The following is a 17,266-nucleotide window of genomic DNA, read 5'->3' on the forward strand; positions in this document are numbered from 1 at the left end:
AACGCGCCCCGCAGCTCGGCCCGGCGCTCGTCGTTCCAGATCGACTCGAGCTCACGCATGACGTCTTCGCACGCATCGGCCTGAGCCTGCCGCGGCGCCACCAAGAACCCAACCACCACCGACGCAGCGATAGCGGCCCCACCGATCGACGCCGCCGCCCACGTCCACCGTGATCGCTTCGGCTCCCGGACCCGCTCGAGCGCGGCCAGCAGCGTCGGCACGTCCGGCCAGCGCTCGTCGGGATCCCCCGCGAGCCCCCGTGCCAAGATCCCATGTAGCTCGCGCGGCATGTCTCGCCGCGTCGGCGCCAGCACCCGGCCTTGCTCGCGCGCCTCCGCGTCCGCGAACGGCTCGCCATGATAGAGCAGCTGGTAGGCGATCATGCACAGCGCGTACAGATCATCACGCTGGTCGCGGAGCCGATGGGCGATCACCTCGGGCGCCATGTATGTGACGGTCCCGACCCAGTCGGCCATGGCCACGGTGTCTTCGGCCGCGCAGCCAAGCCCGAGGTCGGCGATCCGCGGTCGACCATCGCTCCCAAACAGGATGTTGTTGGGCTTGAGGTCGCGGTGCAGGATCCCGGCCTCGTGGATCGCCGCGAGCCCCCGCGCGATCTGGACGATCACCTCCAACTTCGGCTCCCACGCCCGCGGTAAGTCCTGCTGCTCGAGCGTCCCGGCCTCGAGGTACGGAAGCACGACGGCGACCCGACCATCTTCGATCAAGCCGATGTCGAGTACCGGGATCACGTTCGGGTGATCGATCCGCGCGAGCAGCTGACCTTCGCGCAGCAGCGTATAGCGGTCAGCCACGATCCGCTCGACCAACATCGCCTCCACGAACTCGGTCGCATCTTCGCCCAGGCCCAGCGCCTCGATGTCGGCGATGTCGACGTCGGCGAACGGATCCTCCCCCTCCCGCTTGAACGCGACCTGACGCTCGAGGTGCGTGTCCCAGGCCCGGTAGACCGTCGCGTTGCGGCCCCCACCGATCGGGAGCGCGTTGTCGAACCGGTCTGAACTGAACTCTTTCAGACACCGGGGGGCCTGGTCCATCTGCTCATCCATGTGATCGTGATGGTAACACCCCGAACATCTGCTGGTTGAAGTATCTACAAACGGCTGCACGTGCAGCAGGGGCAGCGTTCTGGCGACGCCCGTACGCGTGCAGCTTGGCGTGGGTGAAAAAAGTTGAAAATAATTCGAACGAAACACGCTCGGGCCTCCAATTTACATGTTGGAGAACCAGCGGCGGCGGCGTGCGGAGGACCTTCCGACAACCGCTCGTGGGCCAGCGCCTGCGGGTGCTGAGAGAGCATTTTCGTCTGAGCCGGGCTGAGCTGTCGAACGCGACTGGCGTCGACGCCAGCGCCCTCGCTCGCCTGGAACACGGCGGTGACGTTCGAATATCCACTTACCTCGCAGTAGTTGACTGCTTCCTCGAGCGCGCCCCGGAAGCGTGGATGCTCGCGGACCGAATCGTGGCACTTGGGGATGAGCGCCGGGCGAAGGCCAACGACCACATCCAGTGGCTCGCTCGTACCGCGACGCCAGGAGATGAACATGACTGAACTAGCGATCACACTCGCCACCGAGGCCCGCCGTGCGGGCGTAGCTGCGGCGCTTCGTAGGCACCCAAGGTTGACGCTCGAGTCGGTGGCCGATCTGCTCCGCGAAGGCCCGTACGCTGACGAACTCGCCAGCCTCACGGTGGCTGACCTGCGCCGAGCGCCGCTCCCCGAGGGGCCGCCAAGGGTCCGCGCGGGCGAGACGGTCGAGGACGCCGTGATGCGTGTGTTCCGAAGTCGCCCCGGGGTCTGGATGGCGTCGAGCTTCTTCGTCCGCAACTTCGAGCTGCGGCGCTGGACCGCCCAACAGATCCTTGGCGACCTCGTCGAGGACGGGCTGCTCGAACGGCGCGGCGTGACCTCGGCGACGCGCTATCGCCTGGTCCACGTTCACACGCTCGACTCACGCGTGGTTCCAAAGCGCGAGGGATGCTCTTGAGCTGCGCGCTGCAACATACGGAGCAGACGCTCGCGCCTCTGCTCTGGGGTCAAGCTCAAGCGCAGGCGCTGCCGCGTCCGCGACACCGAAGAGCGCACGGCCGCAGGCGTGGTCCCGAACTTCGCTGCGATCTCCTGGGCCGAGTCGCCGCGAGCCATGGCGATCAGCACGAGCTGCTCGTTCATGCTGCACAGCGCGAGCAAGTGCTCAATGCGCTCGAGCTCGCGTTTGGCCTCGAGCAGCTCCACCGGACCCGGCACCGTTGGGCTGTGCATGCGCGACTCGAAGTACTCCACTTGGCGGCGCACTTGCGTCAGCTCGCGCCGAAGCGCATTGCCGGCGCAGTTGACGAGCCACGCGATGAAGACCTCGCGGCTGGGCGTGGCGCCGCGTCGCAACTTGAGGATGGCCTCGGCGAAGGTCGACTGCGCGACTTCGCGGATCCGGCTCTCGTCTTTGAGGTAGCGGCGTAGGCAGCGATCGATGATCCGGTGAGCCGCCCTGATGGTCGCCGGGTCCCCGGCGCGGAGTTTGCTGTGGTCCAACATCGGCCGGAACGTAGCAATTCTTGGCGAGGGCCTTTGGTCGTTTGGACACGTGCGGATCCGAGCAAACGAGATAGGGCTGCACAGCTGCGCGCGGGCAGCGTTCCACTTCGAAATTCGTGTTTGTCGAATACGCATGAATTGGTTGGGCCGAGGCTGTCGTCGCCGCGGGCAGCTCCGACGTGGACCTCGTTCGACGGAGGAGTCGTTGCGGTCGTCGAGCATCGAGCCTCGTCGGTAGGTGGCAAATGATCCAAGGCGACGCGATGCATTGCACCACGGGCTGCTAGCTAGCTAGCCACCGAGGCACAAGGGCTCGTCGCCGGGTACGGCGGGCACCGTCAGGATGCCCTCGTGATCACCAAACACGAGCGTGTAGTCCCCGTCGGACACGTTCAGCTCGCAGACCTCTTGAACCAGGCCGCAGTCCGCCGTGCACGAGCCAGACTCGCTGCGCACCGTGGCCCTGGCGTGGATCAGCAGGTGCTTGCGGGGCTCGGGCCCGGCAGCGTCGAACAGGATCTGAACGTCGCAGCTCGACTTGACCAGGGTGTCGCAAGACGAGCTCAGGCAGACCGGAAAGTCGACGGTCACGATGTAGTCCGTGCCGTTCTCGACGCTGACACACGCGACGCCTTCGTTGACGTAGATGGTCTCGATTGGCTCGGTACAGCCAAGCGAGCTCGCAATCAGAACGAGCGCGCCAAGTACAATCGAGGTCGAACGAAGGCCACCGCGCATGTGAGCACCCCTGCCCGGCTCAGTTGACCAGCAACTTGCCAGTGATCGTGGGATCGATCTGCCCACGAATGTCCGCCTGCGCGTGCAGGGTGATCGTGCAAGCGCGGGTGGTCGTGTCGCAGTGCTCGGGCACCAACACCTGCACGGTCAGCTCTTGCTCCGCGCCCGGCTCGATGTCCTGCTCGACCTCGACGCGGGTCTGGCTGAGCTGCTCGCGGCTCCACGCTGGCATCAGGTGGTTGCGGTCCTCGAGCTCGAGCGCCTGCTGCTCGGTCAGCTCCATGCCTTGCGCGTCGGCCCAGTGCCGGTGGCGAACGAACACCCGCAGGACCACGCCCTCTACTCGCGCGGTCTTGGTCCCGCCCGCGATGTGCAGCGTGGCCTGGGCGGTGCCACCGGGGGCGACCCGCGCGGCCCAGCCGTCGTCGTCTTCTGCGATCTGCAGGCGGGCGCCTTCGCTGCCCAGGGTCTCACGCATCTTGTCGGAAAAGCCCATGTCTCGTCGTGCTCCTGATCCTGGCCAAACTTAGCAGCTACAGCGACCGCCCGGGGGGTCACTTTTGATCCAGCTGCAACTCGCCGTCGCGGGTGGTCCCAGACGGCACGCTGCGCAGGTCGTTGAGCGCCTGCGGGGGCATGTCGAAGGGCTTGCCGTCGGTCCGCAGCAGCTCTTCGCCGTCGCTGCCGACCTTGCTGAACTGATAGCGAAAGTCGGTGCCGGTGGTCACGCCCTTGCCAGCGTCGAGCGTGAAGCCTACGCGCTCGCGCATGAGGTGGGGCTCGCCCGCGTCGACCCAAAAGTACAGCGCGCCCATGATCTCGCCGTTGATCAGCTTGCCCTTGGGATCGATCCGGCGGACCCGACCGGCGTACTCGATCTCGGCCCGAACGCCTTCTTCGGTGTCCTCGAGCTTGGCGAGCCGCCAGGTCAGCTCGCGGGTGACGATGGATCCGCCCTGCCGCAGCCGACACACGTCTTTCCAGGTCGCCCCCACCCCCACCGGCTCGCTGGGCAGCCGCACGCAGTACAGGCGGTGGACCTGGGCGAGCGCTTTGAAGTGGGCGGGCGATGCCTCGCCGATCACGGCCGTGTCGGTGATCCGCAGGCCGCTGGCGTCGACGCGGTGCGAGGTCGTGAGCCCGGCGACCTGCTTTTCGTCGGCCTCGAGACCCGACCCCGCCGGGGGCTCGGCCTCGTAGTTGCGATAGGTGTGGGTGAGCAGGCAGGTCCGGGCCGCCTCCTCGCCCTTGCAGTCGCTGACGCTGACGTCTTCTTCGCGCGCGAACCCGGTGGGCTTCTCGATCAGCGGCAGCTTCAACATGCCGATCGTCGTGATGCGGTAGTGCGCGTCGTCGGCCAGGGCAAGCCGCAGCTGCACGCGCTTGTCCTCAGCGCCTGGGCTGAGCAGCGGCGCGGCGCCGTCTTGCGGCGGAAGCGGGATCCCGTCGGCGTCGACCGGCCAGGTCGTGCTGGCGGAGCCGTCTTCGTCGGGTGACGTGGTGTCGGCGCCGTCTTCGGCTGTGGCTGCCCCGATCGCGCCGCTGTCCGCCGTCTTGGTCTCTGGCTGGTTCTGGTCGGTGGTCTTGTCGGCGTCGGCCAGCTTGGCGAGGTTGCTTGGCTGCTCCGAGGTGCACGCGGCCATGCTCGCCAGGCCAGACATGGCGAGCACGCCGGGCGCGACAGACAACGCGAGAGCAAAGGGAGCGAAGCGGGCGCGATCGAGCACGGGGCGCGAGAATACCCGAGCCAACTGGACAGGCCAACCAGCTCACCAGGCCAGCTCGACGACACCGATCTTCGCAAACTCGTGGCTCTTGCCGCGCACCTCGACGCCGTGCTCGCCGCGCTTGCCCTCGGGCACGCTGATCTTCAGGTTGCTCTTCTCGGATCGGCGCAGGCCAACGATCAGCTCGTGCTCGCCGGGCAAGACCTCGAGCCACGGGACCTTAAACTCGAAACGATGATGGATGTAGTCGCCGGCCCGCCAGTAGTTGGGCGGGAGCGCGCCGCCGGTCAGCTCGTGGGGTTCGGCAGCGACCCGGCTGACCTTTCCCTTTTGCAGGCGCGCGTACATCTGGGTCCCGGCGGGCATCGGCCGCTGGACCCGAAACACCGCGTGCAGCGTGGCTTTGCTGCCGCGGTGCAGCTCGCCCTCGATCTCCCAGGCGATCAGATCCACGTAGGGTTGCCAGCCAACCAGGGTCTCGTTGGCCAAGGTCAGCGGCTCGCTAAAGGCGATGCCGAGCAGCGGGTTTTGATCTTCGTGCCCCGGCGGCAAGAAGTTGGCGACCAAGACATACGCGTGATGGCTGTTGTCGAGCACGAACAGCGGCCGATCGCCCGAGCGCGCGGCGCTGAAGATCGGCGGCAGATCCGTGCGTCGGATCAACGCCGTGCGCGGGGCCTCGACGCCCAGCCACTTGTCGAGATCGCTGCGGTTGCTGAGGAACACCTCGTGCTCGGTCCCGGGACCGTAGTAGTCGAGGCCCGGATCGCGGATCCGGTGCAGACCCAGCATCGGATCGGGGATCTGCCCAGCCTCGACCCCGGCGATGAAGCCCCGCAGCGGCGCCGCGATCGACATCTGCTGATTGACCTGGGTCAGCGTGACGACCCCAAACGCCCAGATCTGGTGGGTCAACGCGGCGAACAGCAGGACCAGCGGCGCGGCCGTGCGCAGCCGATGCAAGCCCGATCCACCGACGCGCGCCCGAGTCACCAGGCGATCCGCGATCGTCATGAGCGTGCTCAGCTTGCTGGCGACCCACACGGGCGCCCACGCCCACTCGCGCTGGTCCGTGCTGCGCGGGGCCAGCAGGTGGGCCAGCAACAACAGGCCGGCGAACTGCTTGGACATGCGCGGCAGCGAAGCGACCAGATCAAAGCCCGGCACCACGCCGGGCTGGGGGAACTCGATCTCCGTCAGCTGCAGCAGCGGCGAGGCGATCCGGGCAGGCGTGCGGCCGGCGTCCTTGCCGAGCACCAGCGCGCCCAAGATCGCGCCAAACACCAACAGCCGGCGCGCGGCGATCGGCTCGTCGCTGTCGAACATGCGCTTGCAGGCGGCGGTCGCCAGCAACGCCGCCGGGATCGTGACGGGCGTTGGCGTGGGCCCGTAGGTCAACGTCCACACGCTCACGACCACCAGCGCGACCCCAAGCCACAGCGCCGGCCAGCGCGCGCGACCCGGGCCGAGCAGACCCAGCACCACCAGACCGGTGAACGGAAACGCTTGGTAGCCAAACGACTCGAGGGCGTCGGTGAAGCCGGCCTTGCTCGGGTTCTCGATCAGCGAGAGATCCTTGGCCGCGCCGAGCAAGGGGATGTAGCCCTCGCCCTGGTTCCAGGCCAGCCACAGCCCAAAGAAGCCGGCCACCGCGGCGCCGGTCCAGGCGCTGATCACCGCCCAGCGTGGGAGCTCGATCCCGCCGTGCTCGGGATCCCGCGCGACGTCGGCGAGCGCGACCAAGACCAGCGGCAAGCAGCCACCCAACACCACGCCAAGCGAGGCAACCGCCGCGACCAGACAGCTCAGCCCCAGCAGGCCAAACGCGATCCGCCACCCGAGCCCCGACCCACGCTCAGCGCCACGCCGCGCGCGGTCGCAGCTCGCGATCAAGCACAGGCTTGCCGCGCTCAGCCACAGCTCGCCGGTTGGGTTGCCCAGCACCGTGCGGCTCGAGGCCAGCAGCCCCGGCATCGCCAGCGCGAAGCAGCCCGCCAACGCGACCCACGCCGAAGACCAGCCCAAGCGGCGCGCGCTGACCAGCGCCAGCGCGACCAACCCCAAGCCCGCGAGCGCCCCGGGCAGGCGCAGCCCAGCGTCCACGCGACCGCTCGCCGCGTAGACGAAGGTGCGCAGCTGATCCGGCAACCACGGGCTGCGGGTCAGCTCGCTGCGAGGCTCACCGAGCGCCGCCAGCGTGCGGTCGAGCACCGGCAGCTCGCCCAGCGTCCACAGCCCCGTCGCGCCCAACTGCGAGAGCAACACCAAGGCCGCGATCCCCCACACGAGCACGGGCCCGAGCCACGCGATCTTGCGTTGCGGGGGCTCGCTGGCGTCTTGGCGCTGGGTCACGGCGGTGGTTATACGCTTGCTCGGGTCTGTCACGAATCCACGTCGATCACCGACCGGATCGCTGCGCTGCGGGCCTGGACGCGGGCGCGCGCGCGAGCCTCGATGCCGTCGGAGTCGTCGCCGTGAAGCCGATCCCCCTCGCGCTCGCGCTCGCGGCAAAGGGGACCGTGCCCTGTCGATCAGCCAGCACTACTTGCAAGCGTCGGGCACGGGCTTCCCGCCGGCCTCGAGCGCCATCGCGAAGCCCTTCGAAAACTCCTTGCACATGTTGTCGTCGTTCGCCATGCCCACGCCCGAGCACGAGAGGTTGATGTCTTCCGGGGTCAGCTTGCCCTTCTCGGCCTCGACCATCGCCTCGCAACACTTCAGCGCCTTGCGGCACACGTCCGTGTCGTTGGTCAAGATCAGGCTTGGCTTGTCTTCCGCGGCCTTGTCTTTCTTGTCACCAGCGGCCTCCTCCTTCTTGTCGCAGGCGGCGAGGGACAGCGCCGAGACGGCGACGAGCATCGTGATCACGTGAGTGAGTCGCTTCATCGGCGGACCATAGCCGCAGGTGAGGTCGCTGGGCCAGATGCGACGGCACTTTTGGGTGCTGCCCGCCGCCGTCGTGCCTACTATGTCTTCAAGGGGGCTTTCAAAAGCCCCCTCGCTTCGGCGGCGGAGCCCCCTTCGCTCACCCCAAACGCTCGCCTGTCGGCTCGTACTAGCCAACCGACCAGATCTGCTCGCAGCGCCGGCGCACGAGCGCCCGCAGAGCCGCGAACCGTGGGTCGTCGCGCAGGTCCTGAAACAGCGGGCACCGGTCGAGCCAGTCGAGATCGACGAGCACCAGCTCCGCCGAAGCCTCCAGGTACGCGAGCGCCCGCTCGCGGTCGTGGTGAAACGCAGCCTGCTCCGCAAACAGCTGCAGCAACAGGGTCCGCAGCCGACCATTTTTTGTGACCGCCAACATCTGCTGATTGTGGAGCTCGAGCGCCTGCGGCTCGTACGGGTCGAGCAGCGGGGGCCCGTAGCTCCGCATCGCACGAGCGCCATCGCTGGCGGGCGCGGCCTCGATGTTCGCGAGCGCGACACGAACCATGTCCAGGTCGCGCCGCCACGCGCCAACTCGCATCTGCATCAGCTGCGCCGACGCGTGGTGACGGACCGTTCGCCGGACCAGCTGGGCCATGAGCTGATCGTAGCCCTCATAGTCGCCACCCAGCGCCTTGTAACGGGCCAGATCAGCCAGGCACCAGTCGAGCCCAGGGTCGAGCTCGAGCGCGAGCTCGACGTGGGGGATGCCGCGCTCGGGGTGCGCGGCCTCGGTCTGCAGGCGGCCCAGATACTCGTGGGCCAGGGCGCAGGTCGGGGCGATCCGCAGGGCCTCGCGCAGGTGCTCGGCGGCCTCCCGATAGAACCCGCCTTGGACCGACCACGACGCCGCGGCGATCCGGGACTCGGCGAATTGCGGCGCCTCGGCCATCGCATGCTCGACAGCGACCTTGGCGACGGACGCCCAGTCGATGTCGGTCGTCGCGTCGTCGGCGGGCATGAACCACGCGCGCATGCAGGCGATCGCAAGCCCGGCGATCGCTGGCTTGAACCCGGGCGCCCGCTCGAGCGCCGCGCGGTAGAGGGCGACCGCGCCATCGGGCCCCCGCACCTCCCACTTCGACTTGGCTTGGCGAGCCCGCAGGTACCGTTCTATCGCCTCGGCGTCGGCGTTGCCGCGATGATCGATGATCTGCAGCTCGACGCGCAGGGCCTCGGCGATGCGCTTGCCCAGCTTGTCTTGCAGCTCGAACACGTCCTCGAGCAGGCCGTCGAAGCGCTCGCTCCACAGCTGAAAGCCGGTGTTGACGTCGAGCAGCCGGGCCGCGATCCGCAGGCGCTTGCCGGCCATCTGGATGCTGCCGTCCACCACCACGTCGACGCCGAGCTCGGTCCCGATCGAGCGAGGATCACGGTCCCCCCGGCCCGCGAACCGAGCCGTCGCGCCGCTGCTGCTGACCTTGAGCCCGCGCGTCATTGACAGCAGATCTGTCAGCTCGTCGAGCAGCGCGTCCGCGACGAAGTCCGAGTCGGCCGGGCCCCTGTAGTGAAACGGCAGGACCGCGAGCGCGCGAGCTGCTGGGCTCAGCCCGGACGAGGGGGTGGCGGTTGGCAGCCGCAGACCGGTGCGATCGGTGGTCGTGCCGCTGTTGATCAAGCCGCTCACGAGCTCGCCCAACCCTGCGCCCATCAGGGTGGGGCTCGACGTGTCGACGGCTTGCTGCTGGCTGACTTCGGGGGCCGAGCCGGGCGGGAGCGCCGAGTTGGACATCCCGTCCGAGCGCGAGCCGGACTCGAGCGCCAAGCTGCTGGTTGGCTGCTCGTCGCTGTCCCAGCGCGGATCCCAGTGTTCGGCGTCACCGCTGAGGGTCTCGTCGCCGAGCTGCTCGCGGGCCTGCTCGAGCGCGCTCGCAAACGCCAGCGCGCTCGGCCAGCGACCCTTGGGTTCACGACACAGCGCCCGCGACAGCGCGTCGATCACCGGCGCGGGGATCAGCCCGGTCGCAGTGAGATCGGGGACGGGCGCGCTCAGCCGCGCCAGCGCCAGCGCGACGGGGTTGTCGCCAGTGAAGGGCAGCGCGCCCGTGAACATCTCGACGACGATCAGCCCAAGCGCATACACGTCCGTGCGGGCGTCGACAGGCTTGCCCTCGACCTGCTCAGGGGCCATGTAGGCCGGGGTTCCAAGCAGCCCGCCGGTTGGGTTTTGCCCCTGCGCCTCGTTCACCCGCGCGATGCCAAAGTCGGTGATCACGGCGCGCCCGCTGGGCTCGACCATGATGTTGCGGGGCTTGAGATCCCGGTGGATGACGCCTGCCTCGTGCGCGGCCGCGAGCCCGGCCGCGAGCTGCAGCGCGAGGTCGATCGCCTCTGCTGGACGCGGGCGCCGACGCAACCACTCGCGCAGGCTCTCGCCCTCGACGTACTCCATCGTCAAGAACCGCAGGCCCGCGTGCTCGCCAAGGTCGTAGGTGCGCGCGACGTTGCGGTGGGTGACCCGGCGCGCGAGTCGGACCTCGTCGCGGAACCGCCCGACCGCCTTGTGCTCGCGGGCCCGATCGTCCGCAGCCTCGCCCGCGCCATCGCTCGCGCCATCACCCCAGATGGTGTCGAGGGTCTTGAGCGCGACGACCTCGCCGACCGCACGATCGTCCGCACGAAACACGGAGCCCATCCCCCCGCGGCCGACCAGCGCTTGAATCTCGTAGCGGCCAGCGAACAGCTCGCCAACGGCCGGGCTCAGGTCGTCACGCTCGCGCTCGCGGGGCACGGCGCAGACTACCAGCCACCCCGAACCAAGCCAGGACCCCGGGCAACGAGCACTCGCAAAAGCGTCTATGCTTCGACCGTATGAGCGAGAGCTCGGACAACCGGACGCTCGACGCCGATCCCGCCAACCCGAGCACCCGGCCTGTCAAGGTCTCCGTCGAGCTCTCGCGCGGCGAGTCGCTTGGCCGCTACCTGATCGTTGACGTGCTCGGCAGCGGCGGGATGGGCAAGGTCTACGCTGCGTACGATCCCGAGCTCAACCGCAAGCTGGCGATCAAGCTGCTCCACCACGCGCCCGGCACCGAGGCCAGCCGGGCCGCGAGCATGGGCAGCTCCCGGCTGCTGCGCGAGGCCCAGGCGATGGCCAAGCTCTCGCACACCAACGTCGTCACCGTGCATGACGTGGGCACCCACGCGGGTCGGGTGTTTGTCGCAATGGAGTACGTCGAGGGCAGCAACCTCGAGCACTGGTTGGACGCGGCCCCCGAAGGCCGCCCACACCCGTGGCGCGAGGTGCTGGCCCGGTTTCTCCCAGCTGGGCGTGGGCTCGCAGCCGCCCACGCGGCGGAGCTGATCCACCGCGACTTCAAGCCGGCCAACGTGCTGCTGGGCGCCGACGGCAGGGTCCGCGTCGCCGACTTTGGGCTCGCGCGCCGGGCCGGTGACGAAGGCCCGACGGGGGCCGCGATCCCGCCCAACGCCGGGGTCGACGCGGCCACCCTCGTCGACTCGCTGTCGCTGCGCCTGACCCAGACCGGCGCGTTCGTGGGCACGCCAGCGTACATGGCCCCCGAGCAATTTCGCGGCAGCGAGCTCGACGCCCGCTCGGATCAGTTCAGCTTCTGCGTTGCGCTGTGGGAGGGGCTCTACGGCGAGCGGCCGTTCGCCGGGGACTCGGCCGCGGCGATCTTGTTCTCGATCCACGAGCACCAGCTGCGCGAGCCGCCGCCCGCTGCCGCGGCCAAGGTCCCGAGCTGGCTGCGGCGGGTGCTCGAGCGCGGACTCGCCAACGAGCCCAGCGCGCGCTGGCCCAACATGGACTCGCTGCTGCGCGCGCTCAGCAAAGATCCGGCGGTCGGGCGCAGGCGGATCGGCGCCGCCGTGCTCGGGCTCGCGGCCCTGGCCGCGGCGGTCATCGGTCCACAGCTGCGCGAGCAACCCCAACCCCCACCACCGCCCCCGCCTCCACCTCCACTTTGCCAGGGCGCCGAGGCTGCCCTTGGCGAGGCCTGGGACGCCGATCAACGCGAGCGGCTCCACGCCCGCTACGCCAAGCTGAACGAGCGCTGGGCCGCGGACGACGAAGCCCGGCTGATCAGCCAGCTCGACGCGTGGGCCGCTGGCTGGATCGCGGCGTGGACCGACGCGTGCGCAGCAACGCGGATCCGCGGCGAGCAGTCCGAGGACAAGCTCGACGATCGGATGCTGTGTCTTCAGCGTCGCCGCTCGCGGCTCGAGACCTTCATCGAGTCGATCGAGACCACCCCCGACAAGCAGCTGCGCAAGGCCCCCGCGCAGGTCGACGACATCGGCGACGTCGCCGACTGCAGCGATCCCGAGGCGATGCACGCCCGGATCCCGCCGCCGGCTGACACCGAGCGCCGCGCCGAGTTCGAGCGCCTGCTCGAGGAGTTCGACGCGGTCACGGTTCAGCGCTCGATCGGCCGCTACGACCTCGCCAAGACCCGGCTCGAGCCCGCGTATGCGGCCGCGCTCGCGACCGAGCACCCCACGCTGATCACCGAGGCCCGCGCTGTCCGCGGGGATCTGCTCGCCCAGCTCGAGGATCCGCAGGCGGAGCCCGAGCTGGTGCTGGCCTATGAGTCGGCCCTGGCGGCCGGGCTGTTTGGGTTTGCAGCGCGCGCAGCCCAGGATCTCGCCGTGTACCTGATGGCCTTCGACGAGCGCCGCGCCGAGGCCGAGCGCTGGCTGCGAACCGCCGAGGCGCTGGTGACCTACCTCGACGATCAGACCATACGGATGTTCGTGCTCGAGAGCCGGGCCCGGCTCGAGCGCTATCGCGGCAACTACCCCGAAGCTCTGGCCTGGTACCAGCGCGCGGTCGACCTCTCGACGGAGGTCAACGGCGCCGACGCCAAGCGGACCGCCGACGCGCTGTTCAACCTCTCGACGGTCCTGTTCGAGGCCGGAAACATCTCGGAGGCGAAGCAGACGGTCGGGCGCGCCGAGGCGATCTGGGCCGACGAGCTTGGTCCGCTGGATCCACGCTCGCTCGCGGCGCTCAACGCGAGCGGGGTGTTTGCGTGGCGCATGGGCGACGCTCGAACGGCCCGTGAGTCGTTCGAGGAGCTGCTGGCTCGACGCGAGCAGCTGTTTGGACCCGATCACCCCGAGGTGGGCGACGCCCTGTTCAACTACGGCTCGATGCTCGTCGAGTTCAGCGCGCCGCATGCCCGCGAGCCGCTCGAGCGCCTGCTTGCGATCCACACCAGGCACTACGGTCCCGAGTCGATCGCGGTCGCGCACTGCAAGGCCAACCTGGCGAAGGCGGTCATCGTCGAAGATCCCACCGATCTGGCGACCGCGCGGCGACTGATCGACGAGGCGATCGCAACTGTCAGCAAGGAGCGCGACGCGGCCCACCTCGAGCTGCTGATCGCCCGCGGCATTCGCCTGGAGGTGCTGCGGCGCGGCGGGGACTACCGGGCTGCCCTCGCCGAAGCGGCGGTGCTGCAGCGGCTGTTCGAGCGGGCCGACACGGCGGTGCTCTCCAACGTCGCGGATCTGTACGTGGAGCTGGCCTACATCGCTCTCGGCCAAGGCCGCAGCGAGCAGGCGCTCGCCAACGCCGAGAAAGCCGCCGAATTCTCGACCCAAGAAGCGACCGGCCCGCGCAAGACCGCCGAGCGCGAGTTGGTGACGGCGCAGGTGCTCCGCGAGCTCGGCCGGACAGAGCTGGCCAACGCGGCGCGGGCCCGTGCGCGCGCGGCCTACCTGCGAGCGCAGGCGGGGCTGCCCGGGGATCCGCTGTGGGATGCGATCGACGGCTGGGTCGACGCGCCCGAGTAGTTGGCGCCCCAGCGAGTTCGCAGCTTATGCTCGCGGCCATGAGCACCTACAGCCCCCGGCGAGCGCGCGCCTGTTCGATCACCGCGGCGGCGGGCGTGGCCCTGATCGGTCTGTCGTTTGGGTTTGGATCGGCGGCCGTCGCCGGTCACCGCGACGCGGGCATCGCGAGCCTCGCGAACGACACCGCGGCGCGGCTGCGAGGCGCCAGCGGGGAGCGCGAGGCGTTCAAATACGCAGTCACGATGCCCAACCCGCAGCGTCATGAATTCCATGTCGAGCTGCGCTTCGACGCGCTCCCCGGCGACCGCGTCGCGCTCGAGCTGCCCAAGTGGAACCCGGGCGCCTACCGCTTGACGCAAGCCCACCGCAACGTCCGGGCGGTCAGCGCCAAGCAGCTTGGCGACGCCCCCGGCGCCGCGCTGCCCGTCACCAAGCTCGACGAGAACACCTGGGAGGTCACCCACGCCGGCGCGCCCTTCAGCCTCGAGTATCGGGTCTACTGCGGCAGCTACTCGGGGATCGGCGGCTGCTATCTCGACGACGCGATGGGCTTCATCAACGGCGCCCACGTGTTCATGTACGCCGTTGGCCACAAGCAGCGACCGATCGAGCTGCGCGTGACCGAGCTCCCCGGCGGCAAGCAAGCCGAGGTCGTGACCGGGCTGCCAACTCGTGGCAAGGGCAAGGCCAAGCACTTTTGGGCAAGCGACTTCGACGTGCTGATCGACAGCCCGATCCACGCCGGGGTCGTCGACACCGTCAGCTTCGAGCTTGGCGGTCGGCCGATCCGCGCGACGATGTCGGCCGAGGGCGCGTGGAAGCCCGACGAGGTCCGCGACGAGCTCCAAAAGATCACCCAGGCCGCGGCCGCGACCTTTGGCCCGCTCGAGACCGCCCTGCCCTTCACCGACTACACCTTCATCTACCAGGTGCTGCCCAACAACGGCGGCGGGCTCGAGCACCTGAACTCCACGGTGATCGGCGTGGATCCGTGGATGTTCGCCGACGCCAAGGGCAAGCGAAAATTCTGGTCGGTCACCGCCCACGAGTTCTTTCACCTGTGGAACGTCAAGCGGATCCGCCCCGCCGTGCTTGGGCCCTTCGACTACGATCGCGAGGTCCACACCACCATGCTGTGGTTCTCGGAGGGGTTCACCAGCTACTACGGGGCGCTGATCGTCCGCCGGGCTGGGCTGATCGACGAGGCCCAGGTGCTCGACGAGCTCGAGCGGCGGATCAAGGCGGTCGAGACCCGGCCAGGCCGCAAGCTGATGTCGGTCGAGCAGAGCTCGTGGGAGACCTGGTCCAAGCCCGACGACTACGACAAGGCCTACTTCTCGTACTACGACAAGGGCGCGGTGATCGGCATGCTGTTCGATCTGCACCTGCGCAAGTCCAGCCAAGGCCTCGCCAGCACCGACACCGTGTTCCGCGAGCTGTGGAAGCGCTGGCGTGAGACCGGCCTGGGGCTGAGCCCGCAGCAGCTCGAGCAGGCGTTCATCGATCAGGCCGGAACCGGGGCCGACGAGCTTCGCCAGATGTTCAACGACTATGTGCGCGGCACCACCGAGCTCGACTACGATCGCTACCTCGCGCACGCGGGCTACCGGCTCGAGCGCAAGATCAAGCAGCTCGGGCCGTGGATCGGCGTGGACATCGACCGCCGCGGCTCAACCTTGATCGCCCGCAACGTCGAGCACGGCGGGCCGGCGGACCTCGGTGGGGTCGCCGACGGCGACGAGCTCTCGCAGATCAACGGCCGCCCGATCGACGCTGGCAACTACGACAAGGCCCTGCGCGCGCTCGAGCTAGGCGAGCCGTGCACGCTCACGGTCACGCGCACCGGTCGGGTGTTGGATCTGAAGGTCACCCCGATCGAGGGCGGGGATCCAAGCTTCCAGATCGTCGAGCTTGCCAACGTCAGCCCCGAGCAACTGCTGCTGCGCAACGAGTGGCTCGGGCTCGATCCCTGAGCGCGGCGTTCACATCAGATTCACACGGACGGCGCCAAGCTTTCACTTGCGCGCTCGCTTCGCTGCCACATGGGCCGGCCAAGCTGGGTCTATTGGATCTCGCTGGCGGCACGGCGCCAGACGCCGATCTCAGCCGCTGGTCCAAGGCGAGGCGCCGGGCGGCGGCGCTCGATTCACGCTGGAGCTCCAGCCCATCACCCACCGCACTGGTTGGGGTGACCCCGAGCGGTTATCGTCGCTGCGCCATGCCTGCCATGCCCCGCGCCCGCCGAATGTGTCTTCCCCTCGTCGTCATCGGCCTGACCGTGGCCCTCGCGCCCGCGTGCGGCGGTGACAAGGCCACAAAGGACACCAAGGGTGTCAAGCCGGCGCCGGGCAACAAGGCGCCCGCCCAAACCCCCGAGGCCACCCCCCCGCCAACCGGCGAGACGTGGACGTGGGCGCTGCCCAAGGGCCTCAGCGCCGCCCCGGTGGTCCCAGCCGACAACCCGATGAGCGCGGCCAAGGTCGAGCTTGGCCACCAGCTGTTCATGGACAAGCGCCTGTCCGGCGACGGCTCGCGCAGCTGCTACTCGTGCCACCAAAACGAGCTGGGCGCCGCGGACGGTCGGACCCTGGCACTCGGCGCGGGCGACAAGCCGCTCACCCGCAACACGCCCACGATCTGGAACGTCGCCTACCATCAAAATGGGCTGTACTGGGACGGCCGCGCGCCAACCCTGGAGAAGCAGATGCTCGGGGCTTGGAAGGGCGGCAACATGGGCGCGGGCGATGATCTGGCGGCCAAGGCCAAAGAGATCGGCGCGCTGCCGGAGTACACCTCGCAGTTCGCCGAGGTGTTTGGGCTCGAGCCCGGCGCCGAGATCACGCCCGACCACATCGCCATGGCCGTGTCAGCCTACGAGCGGACCTTGCTGTGCGGCGACACGGCCTTCGATCAGGGCACCATGAGCGAGGCGGCCTCGCGCGGGTGGGATCTGTTCCGCGGCAAGGCCTCGTGCTCGACCTGTCACGCCGGCGACAATTTCACCGACGGGCAATTTCACGACGTCGGGATCTCGCACGACGCCGCCGGCCAGCTCCTGCCCGACGCCGACGTTGGCCGCGGCAAGCCCAGCGAGGTCGAGGCGGACAACTACAAATTCCGCACCCCGACCCTGCGCAACGTGACCAAGACCGCGCCCTACTTCCACAACGGCTCGGTCGCGGATCTCACCGAGGTCGTGCGCTACATGGCCGCGGGCGGAAACGCCAAGGCACCCGGCGTCGACCAAAACCTGCGCAACACCCAGCTGACCGAAGCAGAGATCGCCGACGTGGTCGCGTTCCTCGGTGCGCTCGAGTGCCCGGGATCGCTGCAGGTCATCGGAGACCAGAGCGTCGCCGGCATCCCCGAAGCGGCCGAAGCGGCCGATCCAGCCGCTCCCTAAAGCCGGTCACGAGAAGAGCCCCCTGGCGGCCGTGGGGCCGTGGGGGCCGTCTGGTGGCGCTTGGCGCCACGCCATTGCGCACAGACACCCAAGCGAGGTGCTTGGGTGCCTGCAGGGGCCAACCAGCGAGCGCCTTAGCGCTTGCTGAACTGGAAG

Annotated in this window: 13 protein-coding genes; 5 read left to right on the plus strand and 8 right to left on the minus strand. The window is 69.0% G+C overall.

The features are described 5' to 3' along the window. Nucleotides 1-1,070: serine/threonine-protein kinase (locus DB30_RS21900; protein WP_146660048.1), on the minus strand; the 1,070-nt coding region annotated here is incomplete at its 3' end. A 218-nt stretch (nt 1,071-1,288) separates the two neighbouring features. Between DB30_RS21900 and DB30_RS43150 the strand changes: the two genes are divergently transcribed. Beyond that, a complete protein-coding gene (locus tag DB30_RS43150) occupies nt 1,289-1,573 on the plus strand; it encodes a helix-turn-helix domain-containing protein (protein WP_052552118.1) in 285 nt (94 codons plus the stop codon). After that, entirely contained in the window at nt 1,566-2,009 is a 444-nt protein-coding gene (locus DB30_RS21910; RefSeq protein ID WP_146660050.1) for a hypothetical protein, read from the plus strand. Before DB30_RS43150 ends, DB30_RS21910 begins: the two co-directional genes overlap by 8 nt. Here the strand turns inward: DB30_RS21910 and DB30_RS21915 are convergent. The 7 genes from DB30_RS21915 to DB30_RS21945 form a co-directional block, all read right to left on the minus strand. Beyond that, nucleotides 1,961-2,557, minus strand: coding sequence for an RNA polymerase sigma factor (locus tag DB30_RS21915; RefSeq protein ID WP_052552123.1), 597 nt, complete (start codon nt 2,555-2,557; stop codon nt 1,961-1,963). The genes DB30_RS21910 and DB30_RS21915 overlap by 49 nt on opposite strands. 291 nt (nt 2,558-2,848) lie before the next feature. Then, nucleotides 2,849-3,295, minus strand: a complete 447-nt coding sequence (locus DB30_RS21920; protein WP_052552127.1) for a hypothetical protein — start codon at nt 3,293-3,295, stop codon at nt 2,849-2,851. 19 nt (nt 3,296-3,314) lie between these two features. Beyond that, nucleotides 3,315-3,791, minus strand: coding sequence for a sporulation protein (locus DB30_RS21925; RefSeq protein WP_052552129.1), 477 nt, complete (start codon nt 3,789-3,791; stop codon nt 3,315-3,317). Nucleotides 3,792-3,849: 58 nt separating this feature from the next. Continuing rightward, nucleotides 3,850-5,022, minus strand: a complete 1,173-nt coding sequence (locus DB30_RS21930; protein ID WP_052552133.1) for a hypothetical protein — start codon at nt 5,020-5,022, stop codon at nt 3,850-3,852. Between the two features lie 42 nt (nt 5,023-5,064). Beyond that, a complete protein-coding gene (locus tag DB30_RS21935) occupies nt 5,065-7,374 on the minus strand; it encodes a hypothetical protein (protein ID WP_052552134.1) in 2,310 nt (769 codons plus the stop codon). A 189-nt stretch (nt 7,375-7,563) separates the two neighbouring features. Next, nucleotides 7,564-7,908 carry a hypothetical protein gene (locus tag DB30_RS21940; RefSeq protein ID WP_052552138.1) on the minus strand — a complete coding sequence of 115 codons (345 nt, stop codon included), beginning with the start codon at nt 7,906-7,908 and terminating at the stop codon, nt 7,564-7,566. Nucleotides 7,909-8,077: 169 nt separating this feature from the next. Further along, entirely contained in the window at nt 8,078-10,678 is a 2,601-nt protein-coding gene (locus tag DB30_RS21945) for a protein kinase domain-containing protein (RefSeq protein WP_052552141.1), read from the minus strand. An 80-nt stretch (nt 10,679-10,758) separates the two neighbouring features. Between DB30_RS21945 and DB30_RS21950 the strand changes: the two genes are divergently transcribed. From DB30_RS21950 to DB30_RS21960, 3 genes are all read left to right on the plus strand, one after another. Further along, the gene (locus DB30_RS21950) at nt 10,759-13,707 is read left to right on the plus strand and encodes a serine/threonine-protein kinase (protein ID WP_052552144.1); all 2,949 of its coding nucleotides are present in this window, start codon (nt 10,759-10,761) and stop codon (nt 13,705-13,707) included. Between the two features lie 38 nt (nt 13,708-13,745). After that, nucleotides 13,746-15,680, plus strand: a complete 1,935-nt coding sequence (locus DB30_RS21955; RefSeq protein ID WP_165703884.1) for a M61 family metallopeptidase — start codon at nt 13,746-13,748, stop codon at nt 15,678-15,680. A gap of 245 nt (nt 15,681-15,925) precedes the next feature. Next, a complete protein-coding gene (locus tag DB30_RS21960; RefSeq protein WP_146660052.1) occupies nt 15,926-17,110 on the plus strand; it encodes a cytochrome-c peroxidase in 1,185 nt (394 codons plus the stop codon). Nucleotides 17,111-17,266 lie beyond the last annotated feature (156 nt).

Origin of the sequence: Enhygromyxa salina (genome assembly GCF_000737335.2) — a bacterium.
GTDB classification, from domain to species: domain Bacteria; phylum Myxococcota_A; class Polyangia; order Nannocystales; family Nannocystaceae; genus Plesiocystis; species Plesiocystis salina_C.